General features: G+C 33.1%; 18 protein-coding genes. 8 read left to right on the top strand and 10 right to left on the bottom strand.

Features of this window, described 5'->3' with window-relative positions; all coding sequences use genetic code 11:
* Window positions 1-11: 11 nt before the first annotated feature.
* The 6 genes from ccoN to BIW12_RS13945 all read left to right on the top strand — a co-directional run bounded on the left by ccoN (window position 12) and on the right by BIW12_RS13945 (window position 6,284).
* Window positions 12-2,186, top strand: coding sequence for a cytochrome-c oxidase, cbb3-type subunit I (ccoN, locus tag BIW12_RS13920; protein ID WP_071185667.1), 2,175 nt, complete (start codon window positions 12-14; stop codon window positions 2,184-2,186).
* Between the two features lie 103 nt (window positions 2,187-2,289).
* The gene (locus BIW12_RS13925) at window positions 2,290-2,472 is read left to right on the top strand and encodes a CcoQ/FixQ family Cbb3-type cytochrome c oxidase assembly chaperone (RefSeq protein WP_071185668.1); all 183 of its coding nucleotides are present in this window, start codon (window positions 2,290-2,292) and stop codon (window positions 2,470-2,472) included.
* Between the two features lie 96 nt (window positions 2,473-2,568).
* Window positions 2,569-3,468 carry a cbb3-type cytochrome c oxidase N-terminal domain-containing protein gene (locus BIW12_RS13930; protein WP_071186443.1) on the top strand — a complete coding sequence of 300 codons (900 nt, stop codon included), beginning with the start codon at window positions 2,569-2,571 and terminating at the stop codon, window positions 3,466-3,468.
* Between the two features lie 102 nt (window positions 3,469-3,570).
* The gene (gene ccoG, locus BIW12_RS13935) at window positions 3,571-5,004 is read left to right on the top strand and encodes a cytochrome c oxidase accessory protein CcoG (RefSeq protein WP_071185669.1); all 1,434 of its coding nucleotides are present in this window, start codon (window positions 3,571-3,573) and stop codon (window positions 5,002-5,004) included.
* A 37-nt stretch (window positions 5,005-5,041) separates the two neighbouring features.
* On the top strand, window positions 5,042-5,491 hold the full coding sequence (locus BIW12_RS13940; protein WP_071185670.1) for a FixH family protein: 450 nt from the start codon (window positions 5,042-5,044) through the stop codon (window positions 5,489-5,491).
* A gap of 91 nt (window positions 5,492-5,582) precedes the next feature.
* Window positions 5,583-6,284 carry a sulfite exporter TauE/SafE family protein gene (locus BIW12_RS13945; protein ID WP_071185671.1) on the top strand — a complete coding sequence of 234 codons (702 nt, stop codon included), beginning with the start codon at window positions 5,583-5,585 and terminating at the stop codon, window positions 6,282-6,284.
* A 78-nt stretch (window positions 6,285-6,362) separates the two neighbouring features.
* Here BIW12_RS13945 and BIW12_RS13950 read toward each other — a convergent pair whose 3' ends face one another.
* The 8 genes from BIW12_RS13950 to BIW12_RS13985 all read right to left on the bottom strand — a co-directional run bounded on the left by BIW12_RS13950 (window position 6,363) and on the right by BIW12_RS13985 (window position 13,442).
* Entirely contained in the window at window positions 6,363-7,103 is a 741-nt protein-coding gene (locus BIW12_RS13950) for an acyl-[acyl-carrier-protein] thioesterase (RefSeq protein ID WP_071185672.1), read from the bottom strand.
* Between the two features lie 24 nt (window positions 7,104-7,127).
* On the bottom strand, window positions 7,128-8,054 hold the full coding sequence (gene miaA / locus BIW12_RS13955; protein WP_071185673.1) for a tRNA (adenosine(37)-N6)-dimethylallyltransferase MiaA: 927 nt from the start codon (window positions 8,052-8,054) through the stop codon (window positions 7,128-7,130).
* A 1-nt stretch (window position 8,055) separates the two neighbouring features.
* Window positions 8,056-8,883, bottom strand: a complete 828-nt coding sequence (locus BIW12_RS13960) for an ion transporter (protein ID WP_071185674.1) — start codon at window positions 8,881-8,883, stop codon at window positions 8,056-8,058.
* 12 nt (window positions 8,884-8,895) lie between these two features.
* Window positions 8,896-10,257, bottom strand: coding sequence for an exonuclease domain-containing protein (locus tag BIW12_RS13965; protein ID WP_071185675.1), 1,362 nt, complete (start codon window positions 10,255-10,257; stop codon window positions 8,896-8,898).
* 54 nt (window positions 10,258-10,311) lie between these two features.
* Window positions 10,312-10,977: a YggS family pyridoxal phosphate-dependent enzyme gene (locus BIW12_RS13970; RefSeq protein ID WP_071185676.1), complete on the bottom strand. Its 666-nt coding sequence runs from the start codon at window positions 10,975-10,977 to the stop codon at window positions 10,312-10,314.
* A complete protein-coding gene (locus tag BIW12_RS13975; RefSeq protein ID WP_071185677.1) occupies window positions 10,968-11,492 on the bottom strand; it encodes a hypothetical protein in 525 nt (174 codons plus the stop codon). The genes BIW12_RS13970 and BIW12_RS13975 overlap by 10 nt, the downstream gene beginning before the upstream one ends.
* A gap of 9 nt (window positions 11,493-11,501) precedes the next feature.
* Window positions 11,502-12,398, bottom strand: coding sequence for a 3-hydroxyacyl-CoA dehydrogenase family protein (locus BIW12_RS13980; RefSeq protein ID WP_071185678.1), 897 nt, complete (start codon window positions 12,396-12,398; stop codon window positions 11,502-11,504).
* Between the two features lie 78 nt (window positions 12,399-12,476).
* Window positions 12,477-13,442, bottom strand: coding sequence for a Gfo/Idh/MocA family protein (locus BIW12_RS13985; protein WP_071185679.1), 966 nt, complete (start codon window positions 13,440-13,442; stop codon window positions 12,477-12,479).
* Between the two features lie 122 nt (window positions 13,443-13,564).
* On the opposite strand from BIW12_RS13985, the gene BIW12_RS13990 reads away from it, so the two are divergent.
* Complete coding sequence (locus tag BIW12_RS13990) at window positions 13,565-14,206, top strand: protein-L-isoaspartate(D-aspartate) O-methyltransferase (RefSeq protein WP_071185680.1); 642 nt, start codon at window positions 13,565-13,567, stop codon at window positions 14,204-14,206.
* Between the two features lie 90 nt (window positions 14,207-14,296).
* On the opposite strand, the gene smpB is transcribed toward BIW12_RS13990, so the two are convergent.
* Entirely contained in the window at window positions 14,297-14,752 is a 456-nt protein-coding gene (gene smpB / locus BIW12_RS13995) for an SsrA-binding protein SmpB (protein WP_071186445.1), read from the bottom strand.
* Window positions 14,753-14,822: 70 nt separating this feature from the next.
* Between smpB and BIW12_RS14000 the strand changes: the two genes are divergently transcribed.
* Window positions 14,823-15,050, top strand: coding sequence for a VF530 family protein (locus BIW12_RS14000; RefSeq protein WP_071185681.1), 228 nt, complete (start codon window positions 14,823-14,825; stop codon window positions 15,048-15,050).
* Here the strand turns inward: BIW12_RS14000 and BIW12_RS14005 are convergent.
* Entirely contained in the window at window positions 15,047-15,901 is an 855-nt protein-coding gene (locus tag BIW12_RS14005) for an aldose 1-epimerase family protein (protein ID WP_071185682.1), read from the bottom strand. The genes BIW12_RS14000 and BIW12_RS14005 overlap by 4 nt on opposite strands.
* Between the last annotated feature and the right edge of the window lie 10 nt (window positions 15,902-15,911).

The following is a 15,911-nucleotide window of genomic DNA, read 5'->3' on the forward strand; positions in this document are numbered from 1 at the left end:
AATTTTAATATATGGAAATGCAGCAGTTTTATTACGACAACAAAATTGTTAAAAAGTTCATTTATGCTACCATAGTTTTTGGGGTAGTCGGGATGGCAGTCGGGCTTTTATTAGCCATCTTATTTTTATTTCCTAACCTGACTGATGGTGTTTCCTGGTTGAGTTTTGGTAGATTAAGACCCTTGCATACTAATGCAGTTATTTTTGCTTTTGTTGGTAACGCCATGTTTGCGGGGATTTATTATTCGTTACAGCGACTTTTAAAAGCCAGAATGTTTTCTGATTTTTTGAGTAATCTTAATTTCTGGGGATGGCAATTGATTATTGTTGCAGCGGCTATTTCGCTTCCTTTGGGATATACTACTTCAAAAGAATATGCCGAATTAGAATGGCCTATCGATATTGCTATTGCATTAATTTGGGTAGTTTTTGGTATCAATATGATTGGTACAATTATAAAAAGAAGAGAGCGTCATCTATATGTTGCCATTTGGTTTTACCTGGCCACTTTTGTAACCGTAGCCGTGTTGCATATCTTCAATAGTTTGGCTTTGCCTGTTTCGGGATTAAAAAGTTACTCTGTTTATGCTGGGGTTCAGGATGCCTTGGTACAATGGTGGTATGGACACAATGCGGTTGCTTTTTTCCTGACTACGCCTTTCTTAGGTTTGATGTATTATTATATTCCTAAAGCCGCTAATCGTCCGGTGTATTCGTATCGATTGTCAATTGTTCACTTTTGGTCATTAATATTCTTATACATTTGGGCTGGACCACACCATTTATTGTATTCTGCTTTGCCAAACTGGGCTCAGAATCTAGGAGTTGTTTTCTCAATAATGTTGATTGCACCTTCCTGGGGAGGAATGATAAACGGATTATTGACTTTGCGTGGGGCTTGGGATAAAGTGCGTACCGAACCGGTTTTAAAATTCTTTGTAGTAGCCATTACAGGTTATGGAATGGCAACTTTTGAAGGACCAATGTTGTCTTTGAAAAATGTAAATGCTATTGCGCATTTTACGGATTGGATTGTCGCTCACGTACACGTAGGAGCTTTGGCATGGAACGGATTTATGGCTTTTGGAGTTATTTATTGGTTGATTCCCCGAATGACAAAAGGCTCTTTGTACTCTCTTAAATTGGCTAATGTTCACTTTTGGATAGGTACTTTAGGAATTATACTTTATACCTTACCTATGTATGTTGCAGGTTTCCTGCAAGCGTCTATGTGGAAACAATTTAATCCTGATGGGACGTTGACTTATGGAAATTTTTTGGAAACAGTAACTCAGATTATTCCAATGTATTGGATGCGTGCCGTAGGAGGAACATTGTATATTATAGGAATGTTTGTTTTAGTGTATAATATTTATAAAACGGTTAAAGCAAATGATAGTGTTGAAGATGAATTAGCCGAAGCGCCTGAATTGCAAAAAATAAGCCGTGGCAGGGTAAAAGGAGAGAAATTTCATCCTTGGTTAGAAAGAAAACCAATTCAGTTGACCATTCTGGCTACTGTTGCTATTTTGATTGGAGGAATTATTCAAATTGTACCTACGATTATGGTGAAATCGAATATTCCAACAATTAGCAGTGTAAAACCATACACACCATTAGAACTCGAAGGACGTGATTTATACATTCGTGAAGGTTGTGTGTCTTGTCACTCTCAAATGGTACGACCGTTTAGAAGTGAGGTAGAGCGTTACGGACCTCAGTCTAAAGCAGGTGAATTTGTTTATGATCATCCATTCCTTTGGGGTTCAAAGCGTACAGGACCTGATTTATTAAGAGTAGGTGAAAAATACAATGACAACTGGCATTTTAATCACATGTGGTCTCCACAGAGTACTTCGGCCGGGTCAATTATGCCGGGTTACAAATGGTTGTTTGACAACAAAGCCTTAGATATTTCGGACATTGAAGGCAAAATGGAAACCATGAGAACATTAGGAGTTCCTTATACTGATACTGATATTGCGAATGCTCAAAATGCTATTAACGAACAATCTCAGGAAATTGAAAATAGTTTGCATTCTGATCCTGATTTTGTAAAAAGTTATGAAGAAAGCAAAAAGAAAGCAGCCGCCAGAGGAGAAAAATTTGTTCCAATGAAGGATAGAGAAATTGTAGCTCTGATTGCTTACATCCAAAGATTAGGAACTGATATTAAAGTGAAATAATCGTTTAAGTAGCTGAGAGGCTAAGATTTTAAGTTGCTAATTAAAAAGTAAAAAAAAAGAATCTTAGCTGCTCAGAACTTCAGAACCTTTAAAAAATAAAAACATGTTTGAGCAAATAAAACACAATATGGAGACCATTGCAGGGGTGTCGATATATCCAATACTATCGTTGTTAATTTTCTTTTCCTTCTTTGTGGGATTAGGATTTTGGGTTTTTTTCTATAAAAAAGAAAAAATTGATGAGTTGAGTCAAATTCCTTTTCAGGAAGATAAGTTAATTGAATAGTTAAAATAGTAGTTGTTAATTTCCTGACTCATATTCTTTTGGTTTTCGTAAAAATAATCAAATAGGAAATGAAAAGTGGATTTAAAAATAAGTAAAATGAAAAAAATAATTCCAGCATATCTTAGAGTAATTGTGCTTTTCTTTACCATATTTGGTGCTATAGAATATTTTATTGATTCTGGGGACAGAGCAGCATTTATAAAATTCCCTATTGTTAATGTTATCCTAGTAGTTGTTTTAGTGTTATTGGTTGCAATTGAAATTGTCATTAGTGCAGCCGATACAATTGTGTACCAAATTTTGCCGGAGGAAGAAAAAGCAAAATTAGCTGCTGAGGAAAAATTACCTTTAAAAGAATCGGCTTGGTTCAAAGGTTTGATGAATAAATTAACAAGAACCGTTCCTATTGAAAACGAGGCAAGTTTATTATTGAATCACGATTATGACGGAATTAAAGAGTTAGACAATAATTTACCGCCTTGGTGGGTGTATTCTTTCTATGCCTGTATTGTTTTTGCGGCTATTTATTTAGTGCGTTTTGAGATTTTAGGAGCCGACAATCAGGAGATGGAATTAAAAAAAGAATTGGCTCAAGCCAAAATTGAAGTGGCTGAATATATGAAAAACGCCCCTGATTTAATGGATGAAAAAACAGTGACACAACTGACTGATCCAGCTGATTTGGCTATTGGTAAAACCACTTTCGAAACCAATTGTGCTGCCTGCCATAAAGCCGATGGAGGAGGACAAATTGGTCCTAATTTAACCGATGACCGTTGGATTCTGGGAGGTGGAGTTAAAAATATATTTCATACAATTACTAATGGAGGTCGTGACGGAAAAGGGATGATTGCCTGGAAAGGAACCCTTAAACCTAAAGAAATTCAAAAAGTAGCCAGTTACATTTTGTCTTTAAAAGGAAGTAATCCAAAAGATGCTAAAGAAGCTGAAGGAGATTTATGGGTTGAAGAAACTCCAACTCCCGAAGCCAAATAAATGCTTGAATGAATTAAACATTTTTTCTAAACCATTAAGAAGTTAAGAGCTATTAAGTTTAAAATCTAATGTTTTTACTCAATAAACAGCAAACAAAAAAATATGTCAAAATTACCAAACGAAGCCTTTAGTCCCGATAGCTATCGGGATACCATTGGAACGATTGACAATGAAGGGAAAAGAAAATTTATTTATCCTAAAAAACCATCAGGTAAATTATATGATTACAGAAAATGGCTGAGTTATTTTCTGTTGATAATTTTAGTTGCCAATCCGTTTCTAAAAGTAAATGGCAATCAGTTCATGATGTTTAACATCTTGGAGCGTCGCTTTAATATTTTTGGTTTTCCATTTTGGCCTCAGGATTTTTATTTGGTTGTGCTTTTTATGATTATTGGGGTAGTATTTATTATTCTTTTTACAGTAATCTTTGGACGTATTTTTTGTGGTTGGATTTGTCCACAAACTATTTTTTTGGAAATGGTTTTTCGAAGAATAGAATATTGGATTGAAGGCGATAGGGGAGCTCAAATGCGATTGGCAAAACAGGAATGGAATACCGAAAAGATTAGAAAAAAAGCATTAAAATGGACGGTGTTTTTGATTATTTCTTTCGGAATTGCCAATGTGTTTTTAGCCTATTTGATAGGAAGTGATAATCTGATTGAAATAATTGGAGACAGTCCTGCTAATCATTTAAAAACCTTGATTTCGTTATTGATTTTTACAGGGATATTCTATTTTATTTTTGTATGGTTCAGAGAACAGGTTTGCATTATTGCCTGTCCTTACGGAAGATTGCAAGGTGTTCTTTTAGACAATAAATCCATTAATGTGGCTTATGATTTTGTTCGTGGCGAAAAAGAAGCAGGACGAGCTAAATTCAATAAAAAAGAAGACAGGGATTTAAGCGGTAAGGGGGATTGTATCGATTGTAATCAATGTGTAAATGTATGTCCTACCGGTATTGACATTCGTAATGGGACTCAACTGGAATGTGTGAATTGCACCGCTTGTATTGACGAATGTGATACAATTATGGAGAGTGTTGGATATCCAAAGGGCTTGATTCGATATGCTTCGGAAGATGAAATAGAGAAAAAAGCACCTTTTAAATTCACCGCCAGAATGAAAGCTTACACTGCTATTTTGGTGATTTTAATTGCAATGTTAGTTGGTTTGTTGTTTTTGCGTACTGATGTTGAAGCACTTATTTTAAGATTACCGGGACAGTTGTATCAGCATAAAGGCGAAAACATTAGTAATGTATTTACCTATAAAATAATCAATAAGACCAACAATGATTTTAATGCGATTCATTTTAAACTAAAGGGTATTAAAGGCGATTTAAAACTGGTTGGAAAACAAAGTTTAAAAGTACCTAAACAAGGTATGAGTAGCGGAACCTTATTTATTGAAATTAATAAATATTTGTTGGAAAGTGATAAAACCAAATTAAAAATTGAAGTGTATAACGGCGACAAAAAAATTGAAAGTACAACAACGAGTTTTTTAAGTCCGAGAACATTTGATTGATAAATAACAGAAGTTTTGCTTCGAAAAAAATATGATTATGAAAATTAATTGGGGAACAGGATTAGTGATTGCGATAGCATTGTTTATGAGTTTTATATTGTATTTTGTGATTAAAGTGCAATCGAATTCTAAGTATGATAATGAGCTGGTGGTAGAAGAATATTACAAGCACGATGCCCGTTTTCAGGAAGAAATGGAACGCATCCAAAACGCTCATGATCTAAAGCAAAAACCAATTATCAGCTATACCAGCGAAGGAATTACAATCGTTTTTCCAGAATCGTTTGCTTCAAATCAAATTACAGGAACAGTGTCCCTTTACCGACCGTCTAACAAAAAATTAGATTTCGATACTCCGATTTCGTTGTCTAATCCAACTTTGCTCATACCTAAATCAAAATTGGTAGGCGGTCAATGGGGCATTAATATGGAGTGGCAATACGATGGAAAAAAGTATTTGACTAAAGAACCTATTTATATTCAGTAAATGAAGTTATGAATTGTGGGTTATGAGTTGTGTGTCAATCTCCCCATTTTCCATCTTCTAACTTCTAACTTCTAATTTCTAATTTCAAATAATGCTTTACACTGCTTTATTATTTGGACTCATCAGTAGCTTTCACTGCATCGGAATGTGCGGGGCTATTGCTGTGATGCTGCCTGTTGATAGAAGCAATCTTGCAAAAAAAGTAATCCAAATTATCACTTATCATTTGGGACGAATAACAGCTTATGCGACTATAGGTTTTGTATTTGGTTTGCTGGGTAAAGGTTTTTTTATGGCAGGAATACAGCAAAAATTGTCTATTTTAATTGGGATTTTAATGATTGTAGCCATTGTGATTCCCGAAAAAACGGTTGCACAATATAATTTTTCAAAACCCGTATTTAGACATATTTCTAAGTTAAAACAAGTTTTAGGAAATCAGTTTAAAAAGAAATCGTATCAATCACTTTTCACCATTGGGTTATTAAACGGATTTTTGCCATGCGGAATGGTGTATGTAGCTTTATTTGGTGCGGTTGCTATGCAAAGTGTTAGTTTAGGCGTTGTTTACATGGTTTTATTTGGTTTAGGAACCATTCCGTTAATGAGTACTGTGGTCTATATCAATTCTTTTTTAACAGTTTCTGTACGGAACAAAATACAAAAAGTAATTCCATATGTAGTAGTTTTAATAGGAGTGTTGTTTATCCTTAGAGGATTAGGATTAGGAATTCCTTATGTATCACCCGCTACTATGAGTCTGTTTGTTCAGTCAAATCCTAATTGTCATTAGGAGATTTTGGTTTAAATAGCTTTTTAATGAAGAAAAGCAGCTTCTTATTTTGTTGAGAATAGAGAAACAAAACAAATCTTATATCAAATTTAATTGTAGGGCAAAACAGTTTTTATCTTCTTTAGTAATGCTAAAAACAATAGAATCATCAGATACATTTTCATGAATCATCACCTGATCGCGTAACGAAAGTTCTTTCATGAAATTCATTTCGAAACTTTTAATCTTTTGCTTCAGAATAATATTTTCATCCACTAAATCCATACACCATTCCAGATACTTAACGTTATTCACATGGTTAACAATATCTAAATCTGATAAAATGACGGTTTTGCTGAAAATTTCTTCTTTTTCGGGATTGATGTCAATTTTTGAAAAGCCCTCCTGAGTGGCTTTTACATCCGGGAATAATTCAAAATGATCGTGTGCAAGTGTTAACAATTCAGGACGACGACTTTTAGTATTGAAAACGGCCCAAAAAGTTTCGCAGCCTATAATTTTTTTATTATTAACGTACATTTCCAAAGCACGAACCGAGCGGGAATTTTCTAAACTGTTGATCCATGTTTTTACTGTTACAGTATCTTTCCATTGGGGTAAAGCACTGATTTCTACACGCATTCTACTCAAAACCCAGGCCTGGTCATATTCCTGCATATCCGTAAAGCTAATGCCTCCCATTTCAGCATGTTCAGCAGCTGTAAGTTGCAATAAATTACATAATTCGGTGTATTTTAAACATCCCGAAGGCAAACATTGGGTGAAATTAATTTCGAAGTTTTTACTTATAATAGAAGTAAAATTAGCAGCTACTGGCATTTGATGTTGTTTGGATTTTGTTGTTTATGTTTTTTTAGAATAATTTTCGATATAATCAATTATTTTTTGAGTTGGAGTTTCAAAATTAAACCATTTGGTGCTTTCATCTCGTTTGAACCAGGTTAGTTGACGTTTAGCAAAACGACGGGTGTTTTTTTTGATTTCTTCGATAGCAAATTCCAATGTAAATTCTTTGTCAAAGTAACTAAATAATTCGCGGTAACCAACAGTTTGTAGTGCATTTAACTCTTTGTTGGGATACAAATTCTTTGCTTCTTGCAGTAAACCTTCATTCATCATGATGTCCACACGTTGATTGATTCTACTGTACATCACATTTCTTTCGGCTTCTAAACCAATAAGAATAGGAGTGAAGCTTCTTTCGTTTTTCTTTTGATTTAAAAAAGAAGAATAGGCTTTTCCTGTTCCGATGCAAACTTCTACAAATCGCATCATGCGTTGTGGATTGAGTAGGGTTTGCGGATTTTCGAGATTAATTTTTTCAAAATAATCTGGGTCTAATTTTTTGAGTTGCTCCTGTAAATAGCCAATTCCTAATTTTTCATAATTAGCATTTACTTCCTGACGTACGGTCGAATTAATTTCGGGGAAATCATCAAAACCTTTCAAAACAGCATTGACGTATAAACCTGATCCGCCTACTAAAACTACATAGTCATTGGTTTTGAATAATTCTTCAATTGTAGTAATCGCTTCTTTTTCGAAATCACCAACGGTATAATTTTCAAAAATAGATTTATTTTGAATAAAATGATGTTGGGCGGCAGCCAATTCTTTTGCATTAGGAACAGCAGTCCCGATAGTCATTTCTTTAAAAAACTGACGACTGTCACAAGAAACAATTTCGCAATTATAATGATTGGCTAATTGAATGCTTAAAGCAGTTTTCCCTATGGCCGTAGGTCCAATTATGGTAATTAGATATTTCATTTTAAATATTTTCTAGAGAATGACCACATTGAGGACAAAATTTAGCATTGGAAGGATAATTAGTATTGTCACAATTAATACAGGGATTTTGCATCTCTTTATTATAGCTAATTTTACTTATTTCGGCCGATACAATTCCTGTAGGAACAGCAATAATACCATAACCCATAATCATTACAAATGATGCAATAATCTGACCTAAGGGTGTTTGTGGAGAAATATCGCCATAGCCTACTGTTGTCAGGGTTACTATTGTCCAGTAAATACTCATTGGGACACTCGTAAAACCATTTTCTTTTCCTTCAACCAGGTACATTATTGAGCCAATAATTATGGTGCTAATAAGTACAAAATAAATAAAAACCACAATTTTTCCGCGACTGGCAATAAGAGCCCTTCTTAGTTTGTTAGAATGATTCGTAAAATGTGGGTTGTTCAAAATTTTAAACAAACGCAATAATCGCAGTGCCCGTATAACTGTTAAGATATTATAACCTGTAATAAACAGTGAGAGATACATGGGTAAAATGGCCAGCAAATCGATAATACCATAAAAACTAAAAATATACCTAATGGGTCTGTTGATACATAGAATTCGAAGTAAGTATTCGATGGTAAAAAATACGGTAATAATCCATTCAAGTGTAATTAAGTAGGAATGATATTTTTGATCAAATTCGGCTACTGTTTCCATCATTACCAAGAGTACACACATAAGAATAACTCCTAACAGTATTAAATCAAACAACCTTCCTGCTCTGGTGTTAGTGTGATAAATTACGATATAGACTTTTTTTCTAAACTCAGAATACATTGATGAGAAACCCATATTGCCGAAAATTTAAAAATGAATAATTTTTATGCCTTTGTTTTTTCTAATGTATGATTGAATAATTCGTTGGATATCCCGATTACTATCCATAGGGATTAGTATGTTTTTCAGTATGTTGGCATTGGTAATTTGATAATTCAAATCATAAAAAGCATAGCCTTTATAAACTCCGTTTTCAACTAAAACAGCACTTCTTTCGTTAATATTCCTACCTCTTCCAATGATAATCATACTTTTATTTTCAAAAGTATAATTACTAATGAAATTTTGCACACGCTCATTGTATATTTCCGGTGAAACTATATTGATGCAGGCACCGTCACATTCTTTTATATTGTATTGAAAGCATTCTTTTTTGGATTCATACAATCCGTTTAACTTTTGGCATAACTTATATTTTTCGGTAATATTAAACAAGAAACTTTTTCCTTCCTGCAACGAGGCAAAGGAGGTTATTTCTTTCTTACGACCATCTGTTTTTTGTAATTTTAGACTTAGATAACCATTTGAACTGTTTTCTAAATAAAGCGCATAAATAAAAATATTTTTACGTTGAGCCCTGTTTAAAATTGGTTTGTTGACTTTTATTTCCTGACTTTCTTTTAATAAAGCAATCAGTTCACTACCGGTTTCTTCAAAATTAACAGCGAAAACTTCATTTTGAATACGCTTGCTTTTATTGGTGATTCCTGTAAAATGCTGATTGACTCTTTTTTTGATATTATTGCTTTTGCCAATATAAATGATGTTTCCACTTTGATTATGAATGTAATAAACACCGGTTTTTGTGGGTAATTCTCGTAAAATATCAAGTAGTTTAGGAGCAATTCCTTTTTCGACCTCAATTTTTATAAAATCCTTTACGATTGTTTTTTCAAGATCTTTTTCCAGTAACATTTTGAATAGTTTTACAGTTGCCATCGCATCACCACTGGCACGATGTCTGTCGGCCATTGGAATTCCTAGGGCGCGAACTAATTTTCCTAAACTATGTGAATTTTGTTCTGGTAATAATTTTTTAGATAATTCAACGGTACAAAGGGTTTTTGTGTTGAAATCGTATCCTAAACGACGAAATTCTGTTCTTAGAATTCGATAATCAAAATCGGCATTGTGAGCCACTAAAATACAATCATCGGTAATTTCAATAATGCGTTTTGCAACCTCATAAAATTTAGGAGCCGAACGCAACATAGCATTGTTAATCCCGGTTAATTTTACCACAAAAGGCTGAATTGGAATTTCAGGATTTACTAAACTGATGAATTGATCTACAATTTGATGACCGTCAAATTTATAAATAGCAATTTCTGTAATACCCTCTTCATTAAACTGTCCTCCAGTAGTTTCTATGTCTAATATTGCGTACAAAATAAGTCTTCAGTTTGTAGTTTATAGTTAGTTGTTTGTGGTTTTTGCACTAAATTATCTGCCTCCAAAGATACTACTTCCTACCCGAATCATCGTACTGCCGCATTCAATGGCTAATTTGTAATCGCCGGACATTCCCATTGAAAGAGATTTCAGATTACAGATTTCAGATTTCAGATTTTGATTAGCATCAAAAATGGATTTTAGATGCAAGAATTCTTTTTTGATTTGCTCTTGATTGTCCGTAAAAGTTGCCATTCCCATTAAACCCACAATTCGGATGTTTTTAAATCCTTCTTCATTATTTTGAACGAAATTAAGAATCTCGTTTAGCTCATTTTCATCCAAACCAAATTTAGTTTCTTCCTCAGCAATATGTATTTGTAGTAAACAATCAATTACACGATTGTGTTTTTGAGCTTGTCTGTTAATCTCATGCAATAATTTCAAGCTATCCACGCCATGAATCAAACTCACATATTCTGCCATAAATTTTACTTTATTGGTTTGAACGTGACCTATCATGTGCCATTGAATGTCTTTGGGCATTTGTTCCCATTTCTCGGTCATTTCCTGGATTTTATTTTCACCAAAAATCCTTTGACCTGCATTATAAGCTTCCATTAAATCAGTAACGGGTTTGGTTTTAGAAACTGCTACCAGCGTTACGTGCTCAGGCAAAGAGGATTTAATATTGAGGAGGTTGTTTTTTATTGACATTTTTTAATTTTTTCTTGGATTCTGTTTAATATAATTTTTTCGTCAATAATTATTTTTTCTTCTTTGAGTCTCTTAAATTCATTGAAAATTTCTATTATTTTATAATCAGAATAGGTTTCAAATTTATTCAAAGTATAGAAAATTTTCGAATGATGGAGTTTTATATAGAAAACTACTCCACAAATTCCATTTCGAGATGCAATGTTTTTTAAAATAATTTGAGTTTCTTTTATATTAATAGTTTTTTCCCATTTCTTATTGAAGGTTTCACCTTCTAATATAATTTTTTCTTCATCGAAAGTGATTATGTGAATATTAGTTTTGCTTTCATAAATGATGTATGTCGTAAAAATTACTAAAATAAATAATTCTAATATTGTTGTATATAAAGTAGTTAATGGTTTGAATTTAAAAACTAGATATGAGTAAAATATAAATAATGTTAAAATTGTAAAGGTTTTTAAAGTAAAAAGGCGTTGATAGAAGCTTTTATATTCAGTTTCAAATGTTTTCATTATTAAAAATTAAGGATAAGTAATAAATTGTTTTGAAACTTTCTCTGCTTTTTTACTTTCACTATAATCATAAAAACCTTCTCCTGATTTTATACCTAATTTTTTAGCATTGACCATATTCACTAAAAGTGGACAAGGAGCGTATTTTGGATTTTTAAATCCATCATACATCACATTTAATATTGACAAGCAAACATCAAGCCCAATAAAATCAGCCAATTGTAAAGGACCCATTGGGTGTCCCATTCCTAATTTCATCACGCTGTCAATTTCGCTTACTCCGGCTACTTTGTTGTATAAAGTTTCGATAGCTTCATTAATCATAGGCATCAAAATTCTATTGGCAACAAAACCGGGATAATCATGAGCTTCAACAGCCGTTTTTCCTAATTTGGATGCTAGTGTAGTTATGAATTGGGTTACTTCATCGCTGGTGTTGTAACCACGAATGACTTCTACCAAAGGCATTAGGGGAACAGGATTCATAAAATGCATTCCAATAACCCGTTCCGGATGAGCAACAACTGATGCAATTTGAGTAATAGAAATAGAAGAGGTATTAGTTGCAAAAACAGTGTTGTGAGAACAATATTCGTTTAGTTTTTTGAATATTCTGAGTTTTAAATCCAGTTTTTCAGTTGCGGCTTCAATTACTAAATCAGCGCCTACAACACCATCTTCAATATCAGTATAACAAATAATGTTCGAAACGGTTTTCATTTTTTCTTCGGCAGTAATGCTTCCTTTGTTTTGCATTCTGTCCAAATTGGTAAAAATAGTGGTCATTCCTTTTTCCAAAGCTTCTTCGGAAACATCAATCATTTTTACGGTAAAACCATTTTGGGCAAAAGTATGGGCGATTCCGTTACCCATAGTTCCTGCACCTATTATTGCTACTATTTTCATTCAGTATTCGATTTATATTTAAAAAATAAAAGTTACGAAACGTAACTTTTAAAATTCAATGTTTATATGAAAAAATATTTATTTCTTAAAACAAGCTATAATTTGGTGCGCTACTCTTAAAGCTTCGGTAGCTTGATCCAGAGTTACAATAGGCGTTGTATTATTGACAATCGCATCAGCAAATGTTTCTAATTCGTCTAGGATGGCGTTGTTTTGCTGTACTTCAGGATTCGAAAAATAGATTTGTTTTTTTACTCCTTCGGCATTTTGTAAAATCATATCAAAATCGCCGGGAACTTCGGGAGCGTCTTTCATTTTTACGACCTCACATTTTTTCTCTAAAAAGTCAACAGAGATGTAAGCATCTTTCTGGAAGAAACGTGTTTTACGCATATTTTTCATCGAAATTCGGCTTGAAGTCAAGTTGGCAACACAGCCATTTTCAAATTCGATTCTGGCATTGGCAATATCTGGGGTGTCGCTAATTACCGAAACGCCGCTGGCACTGATATTTTTTACTTTTGATTTTACTACACTCAAAATCACATCAATATCATGAATCATCAAATCTAAAACTACAGGAACATCTGTACCACGTGGATTGAATTCGGCCAAACGATGGGTTTCTATAAACATCGGATTTTCGATCATGTTTTTAGTCGCAATAAAGGCTGGATTAAAACGTTCCACGTGTCCTACCTGACCTTTTACGTTATATTCATTTGCTAAAGCGATAATTTCTTCGGCTTCTTCAATGGTATTCGAAATGGGTTTTTCGATAAAAACGTGTTTCCCTGATTTGATGGCTGCTCTGGCACATTTATAGTGCGAAAGGGTAGGAGTTACAATGTCAATTACGTCAACAGCGTGAATTAATTTGGCAATGGTATTGAAGTTGGTGTATCCAAATTCTTTTGAAATTTTTTGAGCGTATTCCTGATTTTCATCATAAAAACCAACTAATTCATATTTTTCAGATTGTTGTAATAAACGCAAATGAATTTTTCCCAGATGCCCGGCACCTAAAACCCCTACTTTTAGCATGATAATGTATTTTTAACAAAAGTAGGAAATTCAAATTAAAATATAGAAAAATTGATTTGGATTTTGGATGTTGCTTTTTGGATTTTTTACTGTTATTTTTACAAAAAATTAAACCCTAAACTTTGAAAGACACAGCCAAACATCAAGGACTTCGCAATCAATTAGTAAGCACTTTACAACAAAAAGGAATTACTGATTTACGTGTGCTTGATGCGATAAAAAAAATCCCAAGACACCTTTTTTTAAACTCCAGTTTTGAAGATTATGCTTATCAGGATAAGGCATTTCCTATTGGTGCAGGGCAAACTATTTCGCAACCCTATACGGTAGCTTTTCAATCTCAGTTGTTAGAGATAAAGAAAGATCATAAGGTTCTGGAAATAGGAACAGGTTCGGGGTATCAAACCGCTGTTTTGTGTATGATGGGAGCAAAAGTGTATAGTATTGAGAGACAAAATGAGTTGTTTAAGCAAACGTCAGCTTTATTGCCAAAATTAGGAATTAGGCCTAAACACCTTACTTTTGGTGATGGTTATAAAGGTTTACCAACGTATGGCCCTTTTGATAGTATTATTGTTACTGCAGGTGCGCCAATTATACCAAAGCCATTAATGGCACAACTTAAAATAGGAGGAAGACTCGTAATTCCATTAGGAGAAGAAATCCAAATAATGACTTTGCTTATTCGAAAAAATGAAACACAATTTGAAAAACACGAATTAGGCGAATTTCGATTTGTTCCTTTATTAGAAGATAAAAATTAAAAAAGTTAAACACAGATTTTACAAATTCACACGAAATTCGATATGTTTTAATTACACGAATTCGTGTGGCTAAAAAAAAATGTGAATGTTTTAATTAAAAGCTTTTTTTATTCTGTCCAAATCACGTTTGGTATCCTGTTCTTTAAGAGATTCGCGTTTGTCATAGTTTTTCTTTCCTTTACAAAGTCCTATTTCTAGTTTTGCAATTCCTTTTTCGTTAGTAAACAATCGCAAAGGAATTATAGTTAAACCTTTAGCTTGAACACTTCGGGCAAGACTTTTTAATTCACGTTTGTTTAAAAGCAGTTTTCTTTCGCTTCTGGATTTGTGGTTGAATTGGTTTCCAAAAGCATATTCTTCTATGTAAGTGTTGATAGCAAAGAGTTCAGTACCGTTAAATTCGCAAAAGCTTTCGGTAATATTCGCCTTACCTAAACGAATGGATTTGATTTCAGTTCCTGCTAAAACAATTCCAGCAGTGAATTTTTCGATTATCTCATAATCATATCGGGCTCTTTTATTGAGTATGTTGACAGTTTTAAGCATAGGATTGCAAATGTAGGAACAATTACTAAAATTCCACAATTTTTTAATGAAATTGATATAAATTTGCTTCATGGAAAAACAAACTTCAAACGACCCGCTTCACGGAATGACTTTAAAAGTAATACTGGAAAAATTAGTTGATTTTTATGGTTTTGATACTTTAAGCGAATTGATAAAAATTAAATGTTTTACTGAAAATCCAAGTATAAAATCAAGTTTGACTTTTTTAAGAAAAACCGATTGGGCCAGAAAAAAAGTGGAGGAATTGTATGTTAAATCGTTGCCAAAATTAGGTTAGATTATTTCAATTGTAAATTTCGAATCAAAAACTTCATTTCGTTCTAAAATTTGAATGCCTTCTTTTTCAAAAAGATTTCCTGTAGATTTATTGGTATCTGAATAGCCATACCATGGTTCGATACAAATAAAAGGGGCATCTTTTTTAGTCCAGATCCCCAGATTAGGAAATCCTTGAAAATCAACTCTTAGAAAGGGAATTTCATTGTTTGAAATTGTTAATTTTTTGGATTCTAAATTTTTAAATATCAATGCATCATTTTCAAATAATGGATAGTTTAGTTTGACTAAGTTGTCTTGTTTTTCTAGAGTTTCAGTTGCTGATGAAATCAAATCGTTTTCCAATAAATGATAAATTAACGGTTCTTCTTTTTCGAATTCCAATTCATAATCTTCAAAATTCCCGTTTAAAGCAAAAGCTGGATGAGCACCAATGGAAAAGGGTAATTGCGATTGATTTTTATTGATTACTTTGTATTGAATATTTAGTTTATAGTCTTCTAGTGTGTAGATTATTTGCAATTCAAATTCAAAAGGATAGACTTTTAAAGTTTCAGCTGAGGATTGAATTGAAAAAGTAGCACTGTTTTCGGTTTTATCTATTAATTCGAAATTCATATCTCTGGCAAAACCATGTCTTGAAAGAGTGTAATCTTGATTATTGAAAATGTAGCTATTGTTCTTAAGTGTTCCAACAATTGGAAACAAAACAGGAGAATGTTTGCCCCAGAAATCAGGATTTCCTTCCCAGATGTATTCTGTTTTAGTATTATTAGTTTGTAAGGAAAATAATTCAGCTCCTTTATGATTGATTTTGGCAGTAAGCTTTGTGTTTGAAATAGTAGTTGTCAAAATGCGATTG

The organism is Flavobacterium commune, from assembly GCF_001857965.1.
Lineage (GTDB): Bacteria > Bacteroidota > Bacteroidia > Flavobacteriales > Flavobacteriaceae > Flavobacterium > Flavobacterium commune.

Coding starts and splice junctions, on each gene's coding strand:
- BIW12_RS13930 (WP_071186443.1), top strand. CDS start 2,569: ATGAAAAAAATAATTCCAGCATATCTTAGAGTAATTGTGCTTTTCTTT.
- ccoN (WP_071185667.1), top strand. CDS start 12: ATGGAAATGCAGCAGTTTTATTACGACAACAAAATTGTTAAAAAGTTC.
- BIW12_RS13945 (WP_071185671.1), top strand. CDS start 5,583: ATGCTTTACACTGCTTTATTATTTGGACTCATCAGTAGCTTTCACTGC.
- smpB (WP_071186445.1), bottom strand. CDS start 14,752: ATGCTTAAAACTGTCAACATACTCAATAAAAGAGCCCGATATGATTAT.
- BIW12_RS14000 (WP_071185681.1), top strand. CDS start 14,823: ATGGAAAAACAAACTTCAAACGACCCGCTTCACGGAATGACTTTAAAA.
- BIW12_RS13940 (WP_071185670.1), top strand. CDS start 5,042: ATGAAAATTAATTGGGGAACAGGATTAGTGATTGCGATAGCATTGTTT.
- ccoG (WP_071185669.1), top strand. CDS start 3,571: ATGTCAAAATTACCAAACGAAGCCTTTAGTCCCGATAGCTATCGGGAT.
- BIW12_RS13960 (WP_071185674.1), bottom strand. CDS start 8,883: ATGGGTTTCTCATCAATGTATTCTGAGTTTAGAAAAAAAGTCTATATC.
- BIW12_RS13975 (WP_071185677.1), bottom strand. CDS start 11,492: ATGAAAACATTTGAAACTGAATATAAAAGCTTCTATCAACGCCTTTTT.
- BIW12_RS13970 (WP_071185676.1), bottom strand. CDS start 10,977: ATGTCAATAAAAAACAACCTCCTCAATATTAAATCCTCTTTGCCTGAG.
- BIW12_RS13980 (WP_071185678.1), bottom strand. CDS start 12,398: ATGAAAATAGTAGCAATAATAGGTGCAGGAACTATGGGTAACGGAATC.
- BIW12_RS13925 (WP_071185668.1), top strand. CDS start 2,290: ATGTTTGAGCAAATAAAACACAATATGGAGACCATTGCAGGGGTGTCG.
- BIW12_RS13985 (WP_071185679.1), bottom strand. CDS start 13,442: ATGCTAAAAGTAGGGGTTTTAGGTGCCGGGCATCTGGGAAAAATTCAT.
- miaA (WP_071185673.1), bottom strand. CDS start 8,054: ATGAAATATCTAATTACCATAATTGGACCTACGGCCATAGGGAAAACT.
- BIW12_RS13950 (WP_071185672.1), bottom strand. CDS start 7,103: ATGCCAGTAGCTGCTAATTTTACTTCTATTATAAGTAAAAACTTCGAA.